Raw genomic sequence first — 20,798 nt, 5'->3', positions numbered from 1 at the left:
TTATTTATATTCATTCTAATATAAATAAGCATAAAATTCAACTTTTGACGAATAATTTATCATGATATTATGTTAAAACGTTGCATGCGTTAATTCTTACTTGATTTTGTTCACATCACCTGTTTTTTCAACAATCAACCTGACATAATTTCGTGCGCCAAGAGGCCCTTGGTGGACACCATCATCAGCGAACCAATCCGAATGTTTTTTTGCCAAACCATACCAGTCAATGATATGTAAATTTTTATAATCGTTATTAGCTTCCGCCAACATGTCATTGTTATCTTTCTGCCAAGGTTTGCTCTGTACTAAATTATTAATCCAATAAACCTGCCGCTTTGTACCAAAGGTTTTCATCATGCGATCCAAATCTTGTCTTCTAATCTCACCATTTGTTCCTAAACCTACCAAGATGTTCGGTGCCAATTCATCGTTGCGAGCCATTTTTTTCACTAAATCCGGCGCTTCGTAGGCTTGGCGCCCCACCTTTGCATCGACCACTATCTTGGGATTAACTTCTTGGAGATATGGTGCCGAATCTAACATAACCGAATCACCAATAGCTGTAAATGACATATTCTTGAAGCTCATGTACTGTGCCGCATTTAAATCATATGTTGTAATTACTTTTTTATCAGCTTCCGACATGTTTTTACTGCTTGATTGCTTAGAGGAGTGTTTAGCCGATTTTTTAGCGATTTGATTACTCTTCTCCACTGCCAATTTATTTTTGGACAATTCCTTTTGTAATTCAGTCTGTGGTTGCGGATGCCCAGCATCTTGATTTGCTAATCCATGACCGATGAAAAGCAAAAAAATCAGTGCAGGCGTTAAAATTAAGAAAAATCGATTACGTGACTGCACCAACCAATGACCAAATTGGCGTAGTTTTGCTCCATGACGGAACAAATTTTCAACATAACGGTAGCTCAATTCACTTAGCAGCAAAACAAGCGCAATTTCAATCAATATGTTCAAAACATTTGGTTGATAATGCGGGACAAATTTTTCATAAAACACAAAAACTGGTAATTGATATAAGTAGATACTATAGGAGCGTTCCCCTAAATAGTTTAAAAGTTTGTTGTCTAATATTTTAGCATGCCAGGAAGCCGGATGAGCTGTTACAGCAACCAAAACAGTACTTGCTATAGTTAACAAATACATTAATCCATAATAAGTTGCAGGATGTTGTCCATTCAACCATAATGTTCCCAATCCCCAAAGTAAAAAGGAACAGAGCCCCGCAATATTAAGATAGTGTTGCAAATTACTACTAACATGATTAGAAAGCTTAATCGAGGGCCAAACAAATGCTAGGGCTGTGCCCAATAGAATAGCAAATAGTCGCGTATCCGTTCCATAATACACTCGATTAATCGCAGCAGGATCATACAAAACAGCCATTAATATCGCGCTAATTAATGAAAGCAGAATTAGTACTCTAGCAATATTTACTCGCTTCAAACCCAATCGTAAAACAGCCCAAACAACTAAGGGCCAAATAAAATAAAATTGTCCCTCTATCGAAAGTGACCATAAATGTGTGAAAGGCGAAGCACCACCAAATTGTTGAAAATAGGACGGTCCATGGCCAATTGCCCAAAAGTTAAAGACATACAATAAATTAGTTTCAACAGTAGGACGTAAATTGTAGATTAACTGACGATCAAAAAGCAAAATCACCGCAGTCACTATCAACAACATGGCTACTAAAGCCGGATACAAACGCTTTAATCTACGTTTATAAAACTTAAAAATTGCAATCTTGTAATTACGATCAAACTCTTGTATCAATTGATCAGTAATTAAATATCCTGAAATCACAAAAAAAAGCGGCACACCAAACCAGCCACCGACAAATTTTGTGGGCATTAAGTGAAATAAAATAACACCAATGACAGCTAAAGCACGTAAGCCATCAAATCCCTTGATATAACGTCTTTTTGGACTTTCCATAATTTTGACCGCTATGTTCCCTCAATAATCTCAAATACACGAAATCTACATCATTTCTCTAATTTTACTTTTATTAACGTAGCATGTCAAATGTTTCAATATTATGTCTTAGTTAATTGTTGTTCTTCGTTTTTCAAATGTATGTGGTAACGTAACTTGCATGTTATCAACCACTTCATTATTCATCAATTTAGTTAACATACGCATTGCGACTGCACCAATATCGTACTTAGGCTGACCGATTGACGTTAGCGCTGGGCGTGTCACAATTGCAAATTTTGTATCATTTGATGTGATGATTTCAAAGTCTTCAGGAACTGACTTCCCTTGATCGCGCATAAAATTCATGATTCCTAATGCAACTTCATCATCATGAACAATAGCTGCTGTTGCATTAGTGGCAAAAATTTTATCAGCAATTTGATAGCCAGCAGAATAGTCCTGATGAGAAGCAAATAACAAATCCTCGTCAAACTCTTGTCCGGCAGCTTCCAGACCTGCTTGGTAGCCAACTAAGCGATGTTGCTTGTTAATTGCATATTCCATTGGTCCGGTAACTAACGCCACACGTTCATGTCCATTTTTGACTACCATTTCGACCGCTTCTTTAGTAGCTGCAATATAGTCAATATTAACACTTGGCAAAACCTTTTCAGCATCAATAGAACCAGCTAAAACAACTGGTGCATCAACAGAGGAGATTGTCTTTAAAACTTCACGATCCAATTCATTACCCATAAAAATAATGCCATCAACTTGCTTGCTAGCAAGGTTATTAATGGCCATTGTTTCACGTACAGGATCTTCATCTGTATTTGTTAGCAAAACATCATAATGATACATATTAGCAACATCATCAATGCCTCGTGCCAGCTCTGAATAGTACATGTCTGTTACGTCTGGCATCACCACACCAATGGTAGTCGTCTTTTTTGAAGCCAGCCCACGTGCTACAGCATTTGGATGGTAACCTAATTCTTCAATCGCATCCAATACCTTACGTTTCGTAGATTCACGAACATTACTGTTGCCATTTACAACTCGCGATACTGTTGCTAGTGATACACCAACTCGACTAGCAACATCATAAATTGTAGCCGTTTGCTTTTTTTGCATAATTTATTCCTCTTTAATACATTTATTATTATTTTTTTTAGAAGTTATCTACACTATTATATCAAATCAGAATAAAATTGCAAACGCTTACAACATTAATTATAAGTGTTTTCACCATTGTTTCACTTTGTTACAAGAAAAGATTCATCATGATGAAAGTGATACAATGTGTTTATATAAAATTTCACAGGAGTTAGTGTCATGAATGCAGAAAAAATCAGCGCATTAACTAGCTGGCTGACCAAACAAGAGTTGTCAGGCGCTATCATTACAAATTTCCACAGTGTTGCCTATTTAAGTGGTTTTGAATCTGATCCAATAGAACGTGTTTTAGCGCTCGTTCTACTGGAAAATAGTGAACCTTTTTTGTTTGGACCAGCACTGGAAGTAAACAGTATGAAAGAAAGTGGCTGGCGCTATGCTGCTTTTGGCTACGAAGACCATGAAAATCCTTGGTTAAAATTGGCTGACCATATTAGAACATTAACCAACGGTAAAAAATTTGCCATTGAGGCCGATGATCTAACAGTTGCACGTCTTAACTTACTGCAAACTGCCTTTCCTGATGGACAGTTTTCAATTGACATTACAGATCAAATTAATCAACTTCGCCTAATCAAAACACCAGACGAAATAGCACATATGAAGGCCGCTGGTCGTGATGCTGATCACGCCTTTGAAATTGGCTTTAACGCACTAAAGAGTGGTATATCAGAGTTAGCTGTTGCCGCTGAATTAGAATATGAACTTAAAAAAGCAGGCGTATCTAGTATGAGTTTTGAAACGCTAGTTCAATTCGGGGCCCACGCCGCTGATCCACATGGTTCAACATCAACAAATACACTCAATACTGGTGAAATGGCGTTGTTTGATTTAGGGACGATGACTGAAGGATATGCTTCAGATGCCACAAGGACAGTAGCTTTTGGAAACGTGAGCGACGAAGCCAAGAAGATACATGCTATTACACTCGAAGCACAACTCACGGCCCAATCGCAAGCTAAAATTGGTATGACAGCCAGCGAACTGGATGCCATCGCACGAAATATCATTACAAAAGCTGGCTATGGTCAATATTTTAATCATCGACTCGGACATGGCTTAGGCTCATCAGTACATGAGTTTCCTTCAATCATGGCGGGAAATGACTTGATTCTTAAAGAAGGCATGGTATTTTCTATTGAACCTGGTATCTACGTTCCCGGTGTTGCCGGTGTCCGTATTGAAGATAGTGGTTATATGAGTAAAGAAGGTTTCATTCCTTATACTCACACATCCAAAGCACTACTACAATTCTGAAATAAATAAAAGACCAATGACTCAAGTCATTGGTCTTTTATTGTATAGCATTCATAATCGCTACAACTAGCAATGGTATCATTGTTATACCATTATTCAACATATGAACGGCAATACTATTTTTCAGATCACCAGTTTTCTTGTAAATATAGGCGAGCACCATCCCCATGCTAGCGTATATCACATAACTTAAGGTATCGGCGAGATTCGTGGGAATCGTATCCATGTGTGGCAACGCAAAAACTACCCCAGACAAAATAATATTTGCCCACCACCAACTTTTGCGGAAAAAATAATTTAAAATAAGCCCACGAAAAACTAATTCTTCAACTACAGGTGCCAAAAATGTACCATAGATTACCATGGCAACCATTGTCACATTGAGATTTGAAGTTAGCTCATTAATAGCCTCTTGATTTTCGGTTGTGGTAACCCCTGTTAGTTGAAGCCGTAATTGAGCTAGTATCATCTCGATGGCTATCATAACAAACCACATACCTACTAGCCACCAGAGACCTCGCCAGTTTCGAATATTTGGTTTGGTAAAAACTGGACCTGATACATTTTTTCTTAGTAATCTATAGGCATAGAATCCGATGCCTATATAAAAAAGGAACATTGTTGCGGCACATAATATTTGTAAAAATATACTATCTGTTTTTGTAGCAAAAAGTAATGGTACCGGCGCAACCACTACTAAAACTAGAACAAAAGCAACATTAATTATTCTAAGTATTAGAGATTTCGGTCTCACTTCATTTGTTGTTTCAAGCATCATCATCCTCATCATCTAATGTTACTTTTTTCTTCTGCCAATATAACCAAACAAAGCTCATATTAAAAGCAATGAATAAGAAAACAACGAGTACTATCGTTATCCATAAAGGCCAATGCTGATGATTACTTAACATAAATATCCAGAAAAAAAGTACGAAACTGATTATTGATATTACTACTCTTGCAATTAAGTTACCCAATTTATTTTCCTATATGTTCATTAATGAATTCCGCAACAGCACCTTCATTATTTGTTTTTGACAATACCAAGTCAGCCATCTCTTTGATTTCTGGTTTAGCATTTGCCACGGCAACACCTACGCCTGCCGCTTTGATTTGAGCTGCATCATTCAAATTATCACCCAACGCAGCAACCTCGTTTCGTGGTATTCCCAGCATGTCAGCTAATTCTAATCCGGCCGAACCTTTGTCACTCCCCTTAGGATTGAACTCAACATAGCGATTGGAGCTGAATGTTGTCAATACCTTATCAGAAAGTTGAGCATTAACTGTGTCAGAAATTTTTTGCAATACATTTGGATCACGATGTTCAAAAATAACTTTCATTATCGTTTTTTCATTCGAAAGAAAATCTAAATTATCGTCGGCCATTTCTTGATATGGCACACTACGTTCTTTCATGTATTGTTCATCATTTTCCGAAATATTATAAATGAATAGTGTATCTATCGTGTAGATGTGTGTATCAATGTCCGCTTGAATCTGGCCAAGAGAGAAAATTTTCTTAGCTAATTCTAAATCCATGCCGTGTTGGACAATAATTTTTTCGCCACCATCTTCATGGATTTCCACAATTGCACCACCGTTGTATGAAACCACGTACTGTTTGCTTTGCTTGTTTAAGCCTAGATCCTTTAATGTACCAAAAACAGACTTATAAGAACGCCCAGTATTAGGAACAAAATAACCGCCATTTTTCACAAATTTTTGAACAGCAGTGATGTTTTGAGAATTAATCGTACCGTCATCATCGAGTAATGTTTCATCTAAATCTGAAAGAATCAATTTTATCATTATAATCTCCAATTATGTTTGTACATTCATTATAACAAAGCAGTTTATTTATTAGATAACTTACCAATAAATTTTATCCGTGCTTGACATCGACCACATCGATAGCGTTCAGTTTGAAATCGGCGTTTCCGAATAATATTATGCCCATTTTCACAACGATATAACCACTGATAATTAGATGACTGTCTGCCACCAATATCAGGTGCATATCGCATGCCGCCCACACGTACTAATAATTGTTTGAAATCGCTATCCTTATGTTGATACCCTTGATGACTTAAATGTAGATGATAGTGTACCAATTCATGCTTGATAATTTTGTTAAAGTCTTCTAATGTAGCCATTTTAGGATTGAATTCTAAATCATGTGTTTTCAAAAGATAGCGGCCACCTGTTGTTCGTAGATGATAATTGAATGTTGCATGGTGTTGAAATGGTCGATCAAAATTATCAAGTGATATTTTCTCAACAAGATTTTGTAATTCGTTATCTGTCATTTTAACACATCGTTTCAATTAATATTTTGGCCAATCATACAAAAAGTCCCCAAACAAATAACAATTTGTGAGGACTTCTTTAACAAAAATATATAAATGATTCAGAACAATGTCCGTAATCATTAAAGCGTATCTATATTGTAAATGTTTGTCAGTCCAATGAATGATACAAAGTATTTAAACATTTAATTTTGGTGTTCAACAATGTAGTCGACTGTCTGTTGCAACGTAACCAAGTTTTCAGCATCATCATCAGAAATTTCAACATTAAACATATCTTCTACTTCTAATACTAGCTCAACAAAGTCGATAGAATCCGCATCGATATCTGTCAAAAAATTCAAATCCGGCGTAATGGTGTCTCTTTTCACATTAAATCGTTCTGCAATTTCATCCGCCATCATATTATAAATTGCTTCTTTTTCCATTGCCATCAGTAATTACTCCCAGAATCTTTAATCTAAAAAACTATTATACCATAACTTATTCACTAATTTGTGATTGCAATTCATTCTTAGCAGCTTGCAACTCATCCTTATGGTCCGCAATGTATGTTCGAATATCTGGCACTAGATTTTTTTCAATCATTTTTTTAATCTGTCCCATTGTATTAGCAACTGCATTAGCTTTGGCAGAACCATGCGTTTTAACGACAGGCGCATTAACACCTAAGATTACTGCACCACCAGCTTCATTATAGTCCAACTTCTTTTGAATATCTTTGAAAGCTGGCTTTAACAAGAGACCTCCCATCTTACCACGAAGCCCTGTTTGCATAATAGCCTGCTTAATTTGCTTCAACATCATCAATGCAGTGCCTTCCGTTGCTTTCAATGCTGCATTACCCGAAAAGCCATCAGCTACCACTACGTCTGCAGTCCCTTCTAATAATTCACGTGCTTCAACATTACCCAAAAAATTAAAAGATTGTGAGTTTTTCATCAGCTGATGCGCTATTTTATGAACCTCATCCCCTTTATCCTCTTCTGCGCCATTGTTCAATAAACGCACTCGTGCATCATTAATTCCTAAAACATGAGAAGCATAAAAGCTTCCTAATATTCCGTATTGATATAAATGTGAGGCTTTGCTTTCAGCATTTGCACCTAAGTCCATAAATACAAATTGATCATTTTCACCAGCAAAGCTTGGTAAAGCGGTGGCCAAAGCTGGACGGTCTACGCCTTTGATACGACCAATTAAGAAAATAGCACTTGATAATAGGGCCCCTGTATTTCCAGCACTAAATAAAGCATCAGCTTCGCCAGCTTTAACAGCATTTGCGGCACGAACCATTGATGAGTCTTTTTTACGTCGCATTGCTTTAACCGGCTCATCGCCCATCTCAATAACTTCAGTTGTGGGAATTAGGGTAATATGTGACCAATCCTTTACCAATGGTTTAACCTGTTCACTTGTTCCAAAAAGTAAAAATTCAATATCTTGATAACGATCACGAGCGATTTCTACGCCCTTGACTATTTCCATCGGTGCGTAATCGCCACCCATTGCATCTATTGCGATTTTCATGTTTTTTAAATGTGTTCAACTTAATATTAACTGAACACGTTCCTTTCCATTTTTATCTCTATTCTTGCGCCAAAACTGCTTAATCTAATCTAAATGCCGATAATGCGCCATTGTTCTTGATAAGTAATCCACCAGTACCTGATTCTCAGAGGATTTATCCCAACCATCAGTACTAACCAGACTAATTGCTTCTTGCTGAGCAACTTCCATCATTTTCAAGTCTTTAATCGGATCCCCAACTGCAAATTCTGGTACACCAGACTGTTTGGTTCCTAATATATCGCCAGAACCGCGTAGTTCCAAGTCTTTTTGGGCTAGAATGAAACCATCTGTTGTTTCGACCATTGCATCAAGCCTAGCACGACCATAATCGGTCTTTGGATCTGCGACTAAAATCGTGTACGATTGTCTCGTACCACGACCAACTCGACCACGCAATTGGTGTAATTGTGCCAATCCAAATCGATCTGCATCCATAATTAACATGATACTAGCATTGGGTACATCAACACCCACTTCAATGACTGTAGTAGCAACTAAAACCTGGATTTTGTTTCTTTTAAAGTCAGCCATCAAAGCTTTTTTTTCGTCGTTCGAGAGCCGACCATGAAGTAAACCAATTGTGTCATTTGGCAGTTCAAGTTGTAATGCTTCATACATTGCTTGCGCATTCTGCGCATCTAATGCTTCTGACTCTTCAATCAAAGGCGTCACAACATATGCTTGCGCGCCCTCTGAAAGTTGCTGTTTAAGAAAATTAATTGCCGAGTCAATTTGATTATGACTAATCTTTCGTGTCTGAATTTGTTTACGGCCATTAGGTAGTTGATCAATTATTGATACATCCATTTCTCCATAAGCAGTTATGGATAAGGTACGAGGAATCGGCGTGGCCGTCATTGCTAGTATATCAGGATTCACACCATTTTCACGTAATTTTGCACGTTGATTGACACCAAATCGATGTTGCTCGTCAATTACTGCTAAACCTAGATGATGAAACATTACATCTGGTTGTAACAACGCATGTGTACCAATCAAGATATCTATTGTTCCGTCAGCTAAATCTTCTAATAGTTGACGGCGAGCTGCAGTTTTCATGCCACTGGTCAGTAATTCAATACGAATGTCAACGCCTGCTTTTTCAAACATCGAAGCTAAATTAATGGCATGTTGCTGTGCCAAAATTTCAGTCGGAGCCATCAATGCAGCTTGCATTCCTGCTGTGACGGCAGCATATAATGCAATTGCTGCAACAACTGTTTTACCAGAACCTACATCACCTTGTAGTAAGCGATTCATGTGAACTGGACGTTTTTGATCTTGCAAAATTTCAGAGACAACTTTTTGTTGTGCTTCCGTCAATGTGAAAGGTAAACCAGCTTCAAATTTGTTTAATGCTTTACTATCATAATTAATACCTTCACCGGAAAAGTTCTTATCAGCTAATTTGAGCAACTGCAATCTCATTTGAAATATAAAAAATTCTTCAAAAGCTATACTTCGGCGTGCTAATTTGGCGTGCTCCATGTCAGCTGGAAAATGCATATCTTCAATTTGCGTATTCCTGTCCAGTAAACGGTATTTTTGCCGAATTTTTTCTGGAACTAACGAACCAACTGTACCACGTACATCAGCCCAGGCAATTTCTATCAAATGACGTATTGTTTTAGCGCTTATTTGTTTTGACGAAGGATAAATTGGATCTAGTTCATTGGAAACCTTGTAAATCACTTTCATTCCTGTCAAAGACGCTTTAGCAGCATCATAGGTACCATAAACAGCAACCTCTTGACCGACCTCGACATTTTGAGCAATCCATGGCTGATTAAAGAATGATACACGTACATTTTCATGCTCTATCATTAGTCCAAAACGTGTTTGAGATCGTTTGCCAAAACGAGTCACAACAGCCGGTGTACTCACAATTCCCTTAAAAGTAGCCTTTTCGCCATCCATTGTTTCAGAGGGTAGCCGTTCTCCTAAGTCTTCATAACGAAATGGAAAATAATTAATTAAATCCTCAATGGTAAAAATACCAATTTCATGTAACGCATCTAGGCGCTTAGGACCTACACCTGGCAAAATATTCACATTGTCATTTAGGGTTATCATCTTGAATATTATAACATATAAAAAAGTACCGATAACGTTGCAACATCAACAGAAGAGCAAGGTCATCTACATCATTTTCCGACGCCATTAAAAAAAAATAGTTAGCAGTGTCTGCCAGTCTTTGCTTGTCAAACGCTAACATCAATTCAATTGTTGAAAGACATCAGCAAAAGTTTTCATGCTATCTATTTTTTCAACAAATAGCCTTTTATTCGCTTGCAAGCGAATTCTTAAATCATAAATATTTTATATAAAAAACACTGCTAAATTTATATTGTCAGCTTGTTCAATTAAACCAGCATCCATAAAATTTTACAGCGTTTATCATATTTAGAAGGTAGTAACCGGAGTCGAACCGGCGATCACGGTTTTGCAGACCGTTGCCTTACCACTTGGCTACACTACCAAACTTATTTGCGTTGTCACATCAAATAGCAACGCTTTTAATTATATATAAAATTGATCAAAATTACAACATTTTGGTTACTTTTCATGTACATTGTCACTAATCAATCTTTAAACACATTTTTTAATTAGCCCAAACGATTATCCAAAAGTATTCTTTGTAACTCCTCTTCAATTTCAGGTGTCTTAACCCATTCTTCCCAACCATCATATTCTAAAGGAAGTAGTTTATAGTGTGAATTAATATACTCTTCCACTTTTTCTACGTGAGTTGAGCGTGGTATGTTCACTTTCAAAATCTGAACACTTTGAATAAACCCGTGTTCAGCAGCATATTCAGCACGACCATTATGAGGGATGTTCCCTAGTTCAAAATAAGAACTACCGTCATTACGTGTGATTCGTTCAATTAAATCAAAAGTTTCTTTCATAGTGAATTAATTTTTAATAATGAAGTCTTAGAAGTAGGCTTCATGCTCCTTTTCTCGTATTTTTGCTTTGTGTTTTTTTATATTCATATACCACTAATCGACTAGCTACCCAGATACTCATCAAAATTCCTAGCATGCCTAGCAACATTGTAACAACTTCCATCATTAATAACTTTGCATTAAAAAACATCGCGATTGAATACCGTAAGCGAATGAACCAGATTAAAAGCGGTAGATTGGCACCTAAAACCCCAAAGAAAAGTGTATTAATAGCTGTACCTAGTATTTGCCCACCAATAATATGTGCATGCGCATATAGACTTTTTTTGCTCAAATTTGGTGTACGCTCTATGACCTCATTCAAATCAGCTACAATAGCCATTGCAGCTTCAGCAACAGCCCCTAAAATGGATATAACCATTACAATTACAGCGATTTTTGCAAAAGGCAGACCTACATTCAACGATAAGCCTTCCAGTTCTTCTGAATTTTCGGTTGCAAATCCTTGAAATTGACCTAAATACTGAACCAAAATCGCAACTACCATCAAAATTGACACAACTATCAAGCTTGTCTTAAAAGCTGTGTTAGTCACAAATTGATTTTCTGCACCTAAATAAATTGCAAGAGCCAGAATAATGACACTCATTAAAGCCGTAACAATGTATGCATTAAATTGCCAATTAACTAAAATCATCAAAATGAAAATAACGATAAAGTTCAACACCAAGCCTACAAACGCTTTTAATCCTTGGACACCGCCAACAAACACCATTAAAATAAATAAAATGATTATTAATAATCCAATCGCATTCATTAGTCCACCACCTTGTATCGTTCAGCAATCCACCCAACCAAAGCACTAGTGACAGGCACAGCCAATACAATGCCGATTCCAGAAATAACTGTCCGTAAAATACCCAGGTTCATAATTTGGTCAAGTATATAGGGCCAATTATTGCCATTTCGTAGCATCAAAAAAACCATCGGCATTGTTTCCGCAATGAAAATCATGAATAGTACATTAATTAGTGTGCCCATAATATCGCGCCCAACATTCATTCCCGCGTGCCAATAGTCCTTGAAGTGACGATCAATTTTTTCACGACGCAGACCAAATAACGCAGCAACAATATCTGCAGCTTCATCCATAACCGCTCCTAGAACACCAATAATTGTTTGGGCGATAAACAAAGTCACTGGCACTTGCGTTACGTACGACATCGTTTCGAAATGAACACCTTCATTACCAGTAACTTTAAGAGCAACAAACATAATGAACATTGTAAGGACCGTTGATAAAAGAGTTGCCAAAAGTGTAACCACCATTTGGAGGGTTCTGCCCAATACCAGTACCAAACTCATTGCGGCTACAACAATAGCTAAAATGCTAAATATCAAAATGACATTCGGATTTTTAAGATGAACATTTATATATAATGCAATCGCAAAAAGGATCACATTGGCGACAAGACTGAGGGTTAGCCATGACGTCGCACGCCATTTCCCATAAATCAATAACAGCCCTAATAGTAAAACAACTAAAGATCCGATGACTGCATCACGTTTAAGAGATATAATGCGAAAATATCCCGTATGCCCTGTTAATAATAGTTGGTCTCCAACTTTGTACTTATGTGTCACAGTTTGTGAATCGGTGTATTGATTGGTCAACTTAATGATTTTGTTTCTGTTTAACAGTTTAACCGTTAATTGTTGATGATAAATATTATCTGTATTATTATGCTCATCTGTCGTCTTTTGTTTGGACTGAATTTTAACATGTGTAACCTGTCCTACTGGTTCTTGATACAAAAATGAATCAGATCTCAATAGAAACCAAGTAGCAACTACGGCAATGGCCACAAACCAATAATTTTTTGTCTTTTTTAGGAATATCAATTTTCTAACCGTTTATTTTTTCCTGTCATTTGGACCGGCTTAGCTAAGAACTTCACTCTTTGCATGAGTCTAGCAGCTTTAATAGGTTCATTACCTTCCCTAGTTTGCGACAGATATTGTTCAAACCCATTCGCATCAAAATTAGAGGTAAAAAATGTTGTTAACTCATTTTGCATACGGTATTCCAAAATGATACCAAGAATCGAATCTCGGCTCCACGCTGTCAACGTATCTGCGCCAACATCGTCAAGAATTAACACAGAAACGCTTTTTGCCTTACTTAATAATTCATCCAAAGATTCATTTTTATGATCAAATGTTGCTTTCAAATCACTAATAAATGAAGGAAAATGTAACAACATAACACCTATATTATTAGCGGCCAATGCGTTAGCAAGGGCCCCCATCATATATGTTTTACCTACGCCGAAATCACCGTATAAATAAATACCTTGAATAAAGTTGTTTTGGACCGTACTAGTTAAGCTTTTTAGAATTTTATTAAGCGAAACAAATGCTTCCGTTTTACCCTGCTCCTCTTGAGCATGATCAACGATCTCCTCGCCGATAGTACTCCAATCTGCTGAACGAACAGATTTTGGCATCTTGTACAAAGTCAGCTTTTCGCGTTGCATTAATTGTTTGCGTGTCTTCTCATCAGCAACATAATGAACTAATGGATAACCTTTTTCAATCGTTAACTGTGGATAATATCCTGGATAGAGCACTTTTTCCCCAGTTTCAATTTTTCTCTTTTGTTGAATGTACTCATACAGATCACCCATTTTAAGTTGAAAAGCATCTGAGTTTAATTCATCTTGATGCTCATTCCAAAAAGTACGTATATCTTGATCCTTTCCAATGGATTCAATAATATCCGATAAATTAGCTTTATTAGCATATTGTTGCTGAAATTGCTTGAGTACTTCAGATAAATTCTGCATATTAATCTCAATTCTTAGTCTTAATATTCAACTTTTTAAGTTCAGCTAAGGCTTCCGCTACTTCATCCACAGAAGTTGCTGGCTTACTTTTGGGAGTATCAGAAGGCATTTGGGGTTCAACACGCGTCACTTTTTTGGTATAGTTTCGCTTTGTAGGACGACTAGGCTGATATTTTTCAATTGCATCTAGTGCTGCTTCAGCCGAATTCACATGCATTTTTAACCATGAATTAGCAATTGTTTCCGCTGTATCAACATTGACGGTATCACGATTTCGTTTACCCAACTCGTACCAAACCAACATATTGACAACCTCTGCTTTGAGGCGCACATCTTTGATCATTTTACTGATGAAATAATATTCATTTCGTGTCACAAATCCGCCACCTTTTTTAAACTTAACATCTTCAATAAAGGCATTAGGTGCTAATGTTTTTGCATCTTGAACTAATTGTAACATTTCTCTGGAGCGGTTTTGTTGTACTGGCTGTGAGACCTCCGGCTCTGCAACGACAGTTGTACGATTCTGACGCATAACTTGCTGCAAAATCTTTTCGTCAACATCATGAGTATCTAATGAGATTGCCTGGGAGGTATAACCAGCCAGCGTCACCTCATCAACACCGTAAATCACGTGCATCGATACTAAGAAATCACGATGTTGCGCCAACTTTTCTATTGTTGTGCCTCTCACTAAGCCGGAAAAGTTTTCAAAATTAAAGTTATCTTCTATTTCAATTTTGCCATGACTTGCTTTTGCTTCAAATGTTGGTAATGAGGTACCTGTATCGTGCTTGAAAACCTGTAAAAACTTTGCAGATATATTATCACCCTTTACATTTGGTTGACCTTGTGTAGCATATCGTTTCTGGAGTGTTAAATAACGCTCCTCCCCAACATATTTAAACAATAATCCGGCCAATAATTTTTCTTTGAAAAAACTGTCAACGTCAAGCGGAGCAAATAATTGATATGTATAAATTTCTCCCAAAGCATCTTCCGTATAGAGTGTCGTCAATAGACCAACTGCTTCTAAACGGCGACGAACCTTAACAAAATCGGGTAAACTGACATTCAGACTATCTAAAATAAAATTATGGTCTTCACGTGCATCTAGTCGTGTATTGTAGGGTAATTCCCTCACCAACATATGGTACAATGCATATCCCGTTGCACCGATAAACGGCGTGTATAAATCAAAGGCACGATCTAAATCAGTCAATGTGATTGGTGTATTTGATTGCACAAAAACACCAGCCTTAGCGTGAAACTCAATTGTGCCATCATTTTGCATCATGCGTTGACGCGATCTCCTTTATTTTTTTGATTAAAACCGCAACTTGCTCCTGCAGCTCTTCAATACGACCATTATTGTCTATAACGTAATCAGCTCTCGCAATCTTTTGCGACATTGGTAGCTGTGCCTTTACACGATTACGTGCCTCCATATTACTGAGTTGATCACGATTTTCCAAACGAGACAATTGCATTTCTTCACTAGCAGCAACAACAATTATTTTATCTACTGACTTATTTTTATCATAATCTCGTTCAAATAACAATGGCACATCCAGGACTAATATTGGCACATTTTGTAAACGCCAAAAATTAATTTTATCTGCCATAGCACTGCTAATGGCTGGTTGCATAATATCATTTAATTTTTTTAATTGGGCACCATCTTCAAAGACAATTTGACCAAGCTTACGCCGATTCAATACACCATTGTCAATTATCCCCGGACCAAACGCTAATTTAATTTTTTCAAGCGTTGGTGTTCCTGGCTCAACAACTTCACGAGCCACTATATCTGCATCAACAATTGGAAAACCTGCTTGACGCAACAAAGCGCTAACTGTTGATTTTCCTGTAGCAATTCCACCTGTTAAACCAATTGTCAACATTTACTGTTCCTCGTTTGCTTCATTATTTAGCTTAAATAAACGACGTGAATAAGCGACCTTAGTGGCATTCAGATAAGGAATAACATAAATGTAAGCCAAACCAGCTGTCAATATTCCTAATAAATGCCAACCAATAAAACTCAAGTCTAATAAAAATAATTCCCACTTACGACCATTCATTATTTTTCGACTACGTGTAATATAATCTGTCAATGCATTGGCTTGTTTTCCAGCATCCAAATCTAGTTTATAACTAAAATACGTTTGAGCATAGGAATAATGCTTAATCAATCCAGGAATTGTAAACAGCATCGTCCAAAGGAAAGTCAGCATGGACTGCACGACGGCTAATAACAAACTTTGCGGAAATTTACCATTATTAAATATTTGAAAAGTCTGAATGAATCTTGGATTCTTTTCAGGCTTATTAAACCAATCAATAATTGTCCAAGAAACAGACCACATAAATGTTAGCCCAGCCGCATCTTGCAATACTGAAACAATCACTTCGCTTGGATTCAGATCCAGAGATGTTGTTGTTGAAGAAACATCAGTGTTAGACATTAGACTAGTGTCTTTGATCATCGCATACACTGTGAAAGTCATCATTGATAAGGTCACCACTGTCACAATAATCGCGATAATATTAATTTTGATAGCTGTTCCTAGTCGGCCCTTTATCAATTTTTTGGCATCACGTTTGACGTCAATAATACTTATTGGTTCCTGATTCATATTAATTCTTCTCCACTTGACAAAATGGGCAAAAAGTCGTGCCACGTTGACCAACTTTTATTTTAACCATTGGTGTATTACAACGTAAACATGGTTCGCCAGCATGCCCATAAGCCTGTAATTCATTTTGAAACTTGCCCACCTCACCAAAAACATTACTAAAACTATGTACTGTTGTACCGTGATGCTTAATTGCTCGTTTAATTTCTGAAATGATGTTTGCTCTAAGAACACCCAGTTGAACTTCATCTAGTGCATTGGCCGGCGTTTTGGGATGAATTTTGCTTTGCCACAGAACCTCATCAGCATAAATATTGCCAATACCAGCTATTTGTGTTTGATCCAATAAAAATGTTTTAACAGGTCTCCTAGACTTTGAAAAAATGACCTTCATATATGATAAAGTCAGCTGCTCCTCTGTAGGTTCTGGTCCTAATTTGGATAACGAAGGTACTTCTGTGTTTTCAAAACCAGTTGTGGTCAACGCCATGCGCCCAAAACGTCTCGTGTCATTGTAAAACAAAGCTCGCTTATCAGATAATTCAAAGACAATATCTGTGTGTTTATAAGGGACTGTCTCGAGAGACTCAACTGAATATTGCCCTTCCATTCGTAGGTGCGATACAATCGTATGATTATTCGCTAAACGTAGTAATAAATACTTGCCACGACGATCAATCTGTTTGAATTCTGTATTCATGACACCAGTGATGAACTGCTGCCCATCACCAGTAATAACTTTTGGATAAGGTAACTGTACATCAATAATTTTGCTGCCAATAATCAGTTTTTCAAGCCCACGTCTGACCGTTTCAACTTCTGGTAGTTCTGGCATCTTCCCTCCTGCTGTCTTGTAAAACAAGACTAATTGTTTTATAACTTAATTTTATAAATTTGCATTACACTATTTCTATATTACATCATTTTAACACACAAGCACTAAAGCGCACCCAACCAAATATTGTGTGCGCTTTTAACTTTATATCATATTGTCACGTGAATAACCAAGTATCAAGCTAGCTCAATCACTTCGTTTTACCGTTCTTGGCCCACTTTGGTTTTCCCTTATCTTTGGAACTTTTTGCACGTTTCTTCTTTTTAACTTTTGTAGTAGGCTCAACTATAACTTCTTTTTTTGTTATCAAAGGAGCGGCACTTGAAAACTTTTTGGCTTTAGAGGCAGATGAAACATTATCTGTATTTGTATCTTTTGTGACAGCCTTTTCTTGGAATTTTATACTTTTTTCAAACAAGTTTTCTGCTTTGTCTAGATTAAAGCTATCTCCTAATTCTCTTTTCAGGTCACGAATGTCATGATCGTTACCAAGATTCAATACACGACCTGTTTTTCCCATGCGTCCTGTTCGCCCTGTCCTGTGGACGTAGGTTTTCTTACGTTGTGGCAACTGTGCGTTCACTACCAATGGCAGATCTTCAATATCTAATCCTCGCGCCGCAACATCAGTTACTAACAATAAAGTTACTTCACCTTTTTTGAATAAACGCAAAGCGTCTGCACGTTGCACTTGGCGCTTGTCATTACTACCGATACTCATAACACTCACATGAGCGTGTCGCAAGGTAGCCTGCATATTCACTAAAGCACTGATTGTATTAAAGAATACCAGAGCCTGTTGATTATTTCGAGCTAATTGTATTAAGACTTTTTCTTTTGCACGTTGATCCACATACTGGAATTCATGCTTAATAGATATCGGCGCATCTGTTCCTACAGAAATCGGATGCACTTTTTGTTCAAACGTGTCGCTGACATAGTTTAAATCCACACCAGAAGTAGCTGAAAACAACCCTAATTGAATATGTGAAGGTAACTTATCTGCTAGCTCCTGTAAACTGTCATGACGTTCCTCAGTTAACATTGCATCAGCCTCATCAAAAATAACGGTCGCAATATGATCTAATTTTAGTACGCCACCCTCTACCATCGTCAGCACACGGCCCAAAGTGCCAACAATAATGTGCGGCTTGTCTTTCTTAATTTTATCAGCTTGTCGACGGCCATTTGCACCACCAATTAAACTAGCTACACTTGCACCAACAACATTTCCCCATTCTCGAGCGACCTGTGTTGTTTGCATGGCCAATTCTTGACTGGGCGCTAGAATCAATACTTGTGTACGTTTCAAGTTCGTGTCAATACGAGATAAAACTGGTAATACAAAAGCTAATGTCTTACCAGTTCCAGTTGGTGCTAAACCAAATATTGAATCGCCATCCGTCAAACGTTGCCAAACAGCACTTTGTATAGGCGTTGGTGTATCAAAGGAGGCGTTAAATTTTTCTAAAAGTTCAGGTTTCATTTTATTCCTTTATATCTGCAGGAAACTCAATGCCTGCAGACTGACGCAAGTCAAACAATGTCTGGTTCACTTGCTTCGCCAACTGAAACCACTGACTATATTCAGCGTGATTTGTAGTTGGGTCGTTAATAATATTTGCAAAATCCTGACTCTCTCGAATCATAGGATTTTCTTCGGGTACATCTCCTAAATGATTACTATTTCCTTCACCATCATAATAAGTAACCTTTTCAAGTTCTGCAATGTTGCTGACACTAATTGTATCCTTTAATCCATAAAACTCGCTTGGTAAATAGGAATTTGAAGTTTTACCGAAGATAACAGTTACATTAAAATTGTCGTAAAATAGGTTGGCTACACCACTACCATCAGCCCCGTTGCGTAATAGTCTAGGTAAATACTGTACGGCATTAGGTGTGCCATAAACAGCCAAGGCTGCGTAAATTGGATAGACGCCCAAATCATATAACGCACCAGCACTGAACTCTCTTGTCAAAACATTTGGTTCCTGACCAGCTAAGTAAGCATCGTAACGGGATGAGTACTTTTGGTAAACTAGCGTTGCCCCTTGTAACTGAGCCATCTTTGCGACTGTTTCCTGAATGGCCTTGAAATTTGGTTGATGAACATGGCGAGCAGCCTCAAATAAACGCACATCTGGATGTTTTGCTAATAGAGATTCTATTTTTTCAAACTCTGTTGGGTTACTAAACGAAGGTTTTTCAACAATCACGTGAACGCCGGATTGAATGGCTACCTTAGCCTGTTCAAAATGCAAAGCGTTCGGTGATGCTATATAAACCACATCGATACTTTGATATAAATCACTTAAAGTAGTAACTACATCAACATTATCTGTATCAATGTCTAATGATGCTAAAAATTTTTCACCACTAGCTTGTGAACGTGAATAAACTGTTGTTAAATCATACGCGTTTGTTTTCATTGCTGCATCAATGAACATTGCCGTGATCCAGCTTGTACCAATAATACCCAATCTAATCATTTGTACACCTCAAATTGTTTTTGCGTGCCATTAAACACTGTCGTTGGCATTTTAATTGCCTTCAACCCTGATCCAATTGTTTGATCTTCATCATATTGAATAAATAAGTTTTTGCTGTCAGTATTTTTTGTATTGTCTTCAATCAACCAATATTTTGTTTTGGAAATTGTGGACGACAACATCTTTTGAACATTTGGTGTTGTATAAATAATCATGTCATGATTATAGTGTGAAGCTAGTATTTGGACTAGCGATGCTAAACGTTGCTTGGATGTTGCCGTACTAATCTGATCAGCGGTCACTGAAATTGCAATTGGCAGCTCACCAATATTGTTTCCCACATTGTCGATATAGTATTGTGCTTGTGTCGCTGCTGTGACACTCGCATCATACACATGAATGGTCCCAACTTTTAAATGGGCTGATTTAGCGCGGGAAAAGCTCGATTTATACCCACTATCCATGACCGAACTACCAGATGTCGTGCGCATATAAACAAAGCTTACACCATTACTTACTAGATTATTGAAATCAACATAGTTAGATGTTTGGTTAATTGACACACCCTGCACTGAAAACCCGCTAGGAATTGTATTTGTTTGTGTCACCACTGGTTTCGCAAAAACCCAGACAGTAAATGAACAAACAATACCAGACAGAATCAATAGCCAAGAAGTAAATGTTAGTAATTTTTTAGTTTTATATTGTGAGGCACTTGCAAATACATTTTCCATACTATTATTATACAAGAAAATAGATACTTACGCCTATTAACATGCCTTACGAAAATGATAAATTAATAACAAAAAACTTGCCAACATG

Annotated in this window: 21 protein-coding genes and 1 tRNA gene; 1 reads left to right on the top strand and 21 read right to left on the bottom strand. The window is 37.2% G+C overall.

All coding sequences use genetic code 11. The features are described 5' to 3' along the window. Nucleotides 1-96: 96 nt before the first annotated feature. Nucleotides 97-1,959: an acyltransferase family protein gene (locus A6B45_RS02700; protein WP_072613227.1), complete on the bottom strand. Its 1,863-nt coding sequence runs from the start codon at nt 1,957-1,959 to the stop codon at nt 97-99. Nucleotides 1,960-2,067: 108 nt separating this feature from the next. Then, complete coding sequence (gene ccpA, locus A6B45_RS02695; RefSeq protein WP_072613226.1) at nt 2,068-3,075, bottom strand: catabolite control protein A; 1,008 nt, start codon at nt 3,073-3,075, stop codon at nt 2,068-2,070. A gap of 201 nt (nt 3,076-3,276) precedes the next feature. Between ccpA and A6B45_RS02690 the strand changes: the two genes are divergently transcribed. Next, entirely contained in the window at nt 3,277-4,374 is a 1,098-nt protein-coding gene (locus A6B45_RS02690) for an aminopeptidase P family protein (protein ID WP_072613225.1), read from the top strand. Nucleotides 4,375-4,411: 37 nt separating this feature from the next. On the opposite strand, the gene A6B45_RS02685 is transcribed toward A6B45_RS02690, so the two are convergent. The 19 genes from A6B45_RS02685 to A6B45_RS02595 form a co-directional block, all read right to left on the bottom strand. Next, on the bottom strand, nt 4,412-5,149 hold the full coding sequence (locus A6B45_RS02685; protein ID WP_072613224.1) for a CPBP family intramembrane glutamic endopeptidase: 738 nt from the start codon (nt 5,147-5,149) through the stop codon (nt 4,412-4,414). Continuing rightward, complete coding sequence (locus A6B45_RS02680) at nt 5,142-5,285, bottom strand: hypothetical protein (protein WP_237048957.1); 144 nt, start codon at nt 5,283-5,285, stop codon at nt 5,142-5,144. Before A6B45_RS02680 ends, A6B45_RS02685 begins: the two co-directional genes overlap by 8 nt. A 67-nt stretch (nt 5,286-5,352) precedes the next feature. Beyond that, nucleotides 5,353-6,186 (bottom strand): Cof-type HAD-IIB family hydrolase, encoded by an 834-nt coding sequence (locus A6B45_RS02675; RefSeq protein WP_072613222.1) that lies wholly within the window; start codon nt 6,184-6,186, stop codon nt 5,353-5,355. A gap of 44 nt (nt 6,187-6,230) precedes the next feature. Beyond that, nucleotides 6,231-6,683 (bottom strand): SprT family protein, encoded by a 453-nt coding sequence (locus tag A6B45_RS02670; RefSeq protein ID WP_072613221.1) that lies wholly within the window; start codon nt 6,681-6,683, stop codon nt 6,231-6,233. A 185-nt stretch (nt 6,684-6,868) separates the two neighbouring features. After that, nucleotides 6,869-7,117, bottom strand: a complete 249-nt coding sequence (gene acpP, locus A6B45_RS02665; RefSeq protein ID WP_010284595.1) for an acyl carrier protein — start codon at nt 7,115-7,117, stop codon at nt 6,869-6,871. A 49-nt stretch (nt 7,118-7,166) separates the two neighbouring features. Next, nucleotides 7,167-8,213, bottom strand: a complete 1,047-nt coding sequence (plsX, locus tag A6B45_RS02660; RefSeq protein ID WP_014324395.1) for a phosphate acyltransferase PlsX — start codon at nt 8,211-8,213, stop codon at nt 7,167-7,169. 84 nt (nt 8,214-8,297) lie between these two features. Further along, the gene (gene recG / locus A6B45_RS02655) at nt 8,298-10,328 is read right to left on the bottom strand and encodes an ATP-dependent DNA helicase RecG (protein ID WP_072613220.1); all 2,031 of its coding nucleotides are present in this window, start codon (nt 10,326-10,328) and stop codon (nt 8,298-8,300) included. A 335-nt stretch (nt 10,329-10,663) separates the two neighbouring features. After that, nucleotides 10,664-10,734, bottom strand: a tRNA-Cys gene (locus tag A6B45_RS02650). A gap of 127 nt (nt 10,735-10,861) precedes the next feature. Beyond that, complete coding sequence (locus A6B45_RS02645; protein ID WP_010289461.1) at nt 10,862-11,164, bottom strand: hypothetical protein; 303 nt, start codon at nt 11,162-11,164, stop codon at nt 10,862-10,864. Between the two features lie 40 nt (nt 11,165-11,204). Beyond that, the gene (locus A6B45_RS02640) at nt 11,205-11,981 is read right to left on the bottom strand and encodes a YibE/F family protein (RefSeq protein WP_072613219.1); all 777 of its coding nucleotides are present in this window, start codon (nt 11,979-11,981) and stop codon (nt 11,205-11,207) included. Beyond that, on the bottom strand, nt 11,981-13,066 hold the full coding sequence (locus A6B45_RS02635; protein WP_072613218.1) for a YibE/F family protein: 1,086 nt from the start codon (nt 13,064-13,066) through the stop codon (nt 11,981-11,983). Before A6B45_RS02635 ends, A6B45_RS02640 begins: the two co-directional genes overlap by 1 nt. Beyond that, the gene (gene dnaI, locus A6B45_RS02630) at nt 13,063-14,010 is read right to left on the bottom strand and encodes a primosomal protein DnaI (protein WP_072613217.1); all 948 of its coding nucleotides are present in this window, start codon (nt 14,008-14,010) and stop codon (nt 13,063-13,065) included. Before dnaI ends, A6B45_RS02635 begins: the two co-directional genes overlap by 4 nt. A 7-nt stretch (nt 14,011-14,017) precedes the next feature. Then, complete coding sequence (locus A6B45_RS02625; protein WP_072613216.1) at nt 14,018-15,307, bottom strand: DnaD domain protein; 1,290 nt, start codon at nt 15,305-15,307, stop codon at nt 14,018-14,020. Next, nucleotides 15,294-15,914, bottom strand: coding sequence for a dephospho-CoA kinase (coaE, locus tag A6B45_RS02620; RefSeq protein WP_072613215.1), 621 nt, complete (start codon nt 15,912-15,914; stop codon nt 15,294-15,296). The genes A6B45_RS02625 and coaE overlap by 14 nt, the downstream gene beginning before the upstream one ends. After that, nucleotides 15,915-16,649 (bottom strand): DUF975 family protein, encoded by a 735-nt coding sequence (locus A6B45_RS02615; RefSeq protein WP_072613214.1) that lies wholly within the window; start codon nt 16,647-16,649, stop codon nt 15,915-15,917. It lies immediately after the preceding gene. A gap of 1 nt (nt 16,650) precedes the next feature. Further along, entirely contained in the window at nt 16,651-17,484 is an 834-nt protein-coding gene (gene mutM, locus A6B45_RS02610) for a bifunctional DNA-formamidopyrimidine glycosylase/DNA-(apurinic or apyrimidinic site) lyase (RefSeq protein WP_072613213.1), read from the bottom strand. A 190-nt stretch (nt 17,485-17,674) separates the two neighbouring features. Next, complete coding sequence (locus tag A6B45_RS02605; protein WP_072613212.1) at nt 17,675-18,970, bottom strand: DEAD/DEAH box helicase; 1,296 nt, start codon at nt 18,968-18,970, stop codon at nt 17,675-17,677. 1 nt (nt 18,971) lies between these two features. Then, nucleotides 18,972-19,976, bottom strand: coding sequence for a Gfo/Idh/MocA family protein (locus A6B45_RS02600; protein WP_072613211.1), 1,005 nt, complete (start codon nt 19,974-19,976; stop codon nt 18,972-18,974). Beyond that, entirely contained in the window at nt 19,973-20,710 is a 738-nt protein-coding gene (locus A6B45_RS02595) for a GH25 family lysozyme (protein WP_072613210.1), read from the bottom strand. Before A6B45_RS02595 ends, A6B45_RS02600 begins: the two co-directional genes overlap by 4 nt. Between the last annotated feature and the right edge of the window lie 88 nt (nt 20,711-20,798).

The organism is Leuconostoc suionicum (assembly GCF_001891125.1).
GTDB lineage: Bacteria > Bacillota > Bacilli > Lactobacillales > Lactobacillaceae > Leuconostoc > Leuconostoc suionicum.
This window is presented reverse-complemented; position numbering and strand designations above follow the sequence as displayed.

Excerpts from the sequence above, each read along its gene's own strand:
- A6B45_RS02700 (WP_072613227.1), bottom strand. The coding sequence starts at position 1,959 with ATGGAAAGTCCAAAAAGACGTTATATCAAGGGATTTGATGGCTTACGT.
- ccpA (WP_072613226.1), bottom strand. The coding sequence starts at position 3,075 with ATGCAAAAAAAGCAAACGGCTACAATTTATGATGTTGCTAGTCGAGTT.
- A6B45_RS02690 (WP_072613225.1), top strand. The coding sequence starts at position 3,277 with ATGAATGCAGAAAAAATCAGCGCATTAACTAGCTGGCTGACCAAACAA.
- A6B45_RS02685 (WP_072613224.1), bottom strand. The coding sequence starts at position 5,149 with ATGCTTGAAACAACAAATGAAGTGAGACCGAAATCTCTAATACTTAGA.
- A6B45_RS02680 (WP_237048957.1), bottom strand. The coding sequence starts at position 5,285 with ATGTTAAGTAATCATCAGCATTGGCCTTTATGGATAACGATAGTACTC.
- A6B45_RS02675 (WP_072613222.1), bottom strand. The coding sequence starts at position 6,186 with ATGATAAAATTGATTCTTTCAGATTTAGATGAAACATTACTCGATGAT.
- A6B45_RS02670 (WP_072613221.1), bottom strand. The coding sequence starts at position 6,683 with ATGACAGATAACGAATTACAAAATCTTGTTGAGAAAATATCACTTGAT.
- acpP (WP_010284595.1), bottom strand. The coding sequence starts at position 7,117 with ATGGCAATGGAAAAAGAAGCAATTTATAATATGATGGCGGATGAAATT.
- plsX (WP_014324395.1), bottom strand. The coding sequence starts at position 8,213 with ATGAAAATCGCAATAGATGCAATGGGTGGCGATTACGCACCGATGGAA.
- recG (WP_072613220.1), bottom strand. The coding sequence starts at position 10,328 with ATGATAACCCTAAATGACAATGTGAATATTTTGCCAGGTGTAGGTCCT.
- A6B45_RS02645 (WP_010289461.1), bottom strand. The coding sequence starts at position 11,164 with ATGAAAGAAACTTTTGATTTAATTGAACGAATCACACGTAATGACGGT.
- A6B45_RS02640 (WP_072613219.1), bottom strand. The coding sequence starts at position 11,981 with ATGAATGCGATTGGATTATTAATAATCATTTTATTTATTTTAATGGTG.
- dnaI (WP_072613217.1), bottom strand. The coding sequence starts at position 14,010 with ATGCAGAATTTATCTGAAGTACTCAAGCAATTTCAGCAACAATATGCT.
- A6B45_RS02625 (WP_072613216.1), bottom strand. The coding sequence starts at position 15,307 with ATGATGCAAAATGATGGCACAATTGAGTTTCACGCTAAGGCTGGTGTT.
- coaE (WP_072613215.1), bottom strand. The coding sequence starts at position 15,914 with ATGTTGACAATTGGTTTAACAGGTGGAATTGCTACAGGAAAATCAACA.
- A6B45_RS02615 (WP_072613214.1), bottom strand. The coding sequence starts at position 16,649 with ATGAATCAGGAACCAATAAGTATTATTGACGTCAAACGTGATGCCAAA.
- mutM (WP_072613213.1), bottom strand. The coding sequence starts at position 17,484 with ATGCCAGAACTACCAGAAGTTGAAACGGTCAGACGTGGGCTTGAAAAA.
- A6B45_RS02605 (WP_072613212.1), bottom strand. The coding sequence starts at position 18,970 with ATGAAACCTGAACTTTTAGAAAAATTTAACGCCTCCTTTGATACACCA.
- A6B45_RS02600 (WP_072613211.1), bottom strand. The coding sequence starts at position 19,976 with ATGATTAGATTGGGTATTATTGGTACAAGCTGGATCACGGCAATGTTC.
- A6B45_RS02595 (WP_072613210.1), bottom strand. The coding sequence starts at position 20,710 with ATGGAAAATGTATTTGCAAGTGCCTCACAATATAAAACTAAAAAATTA.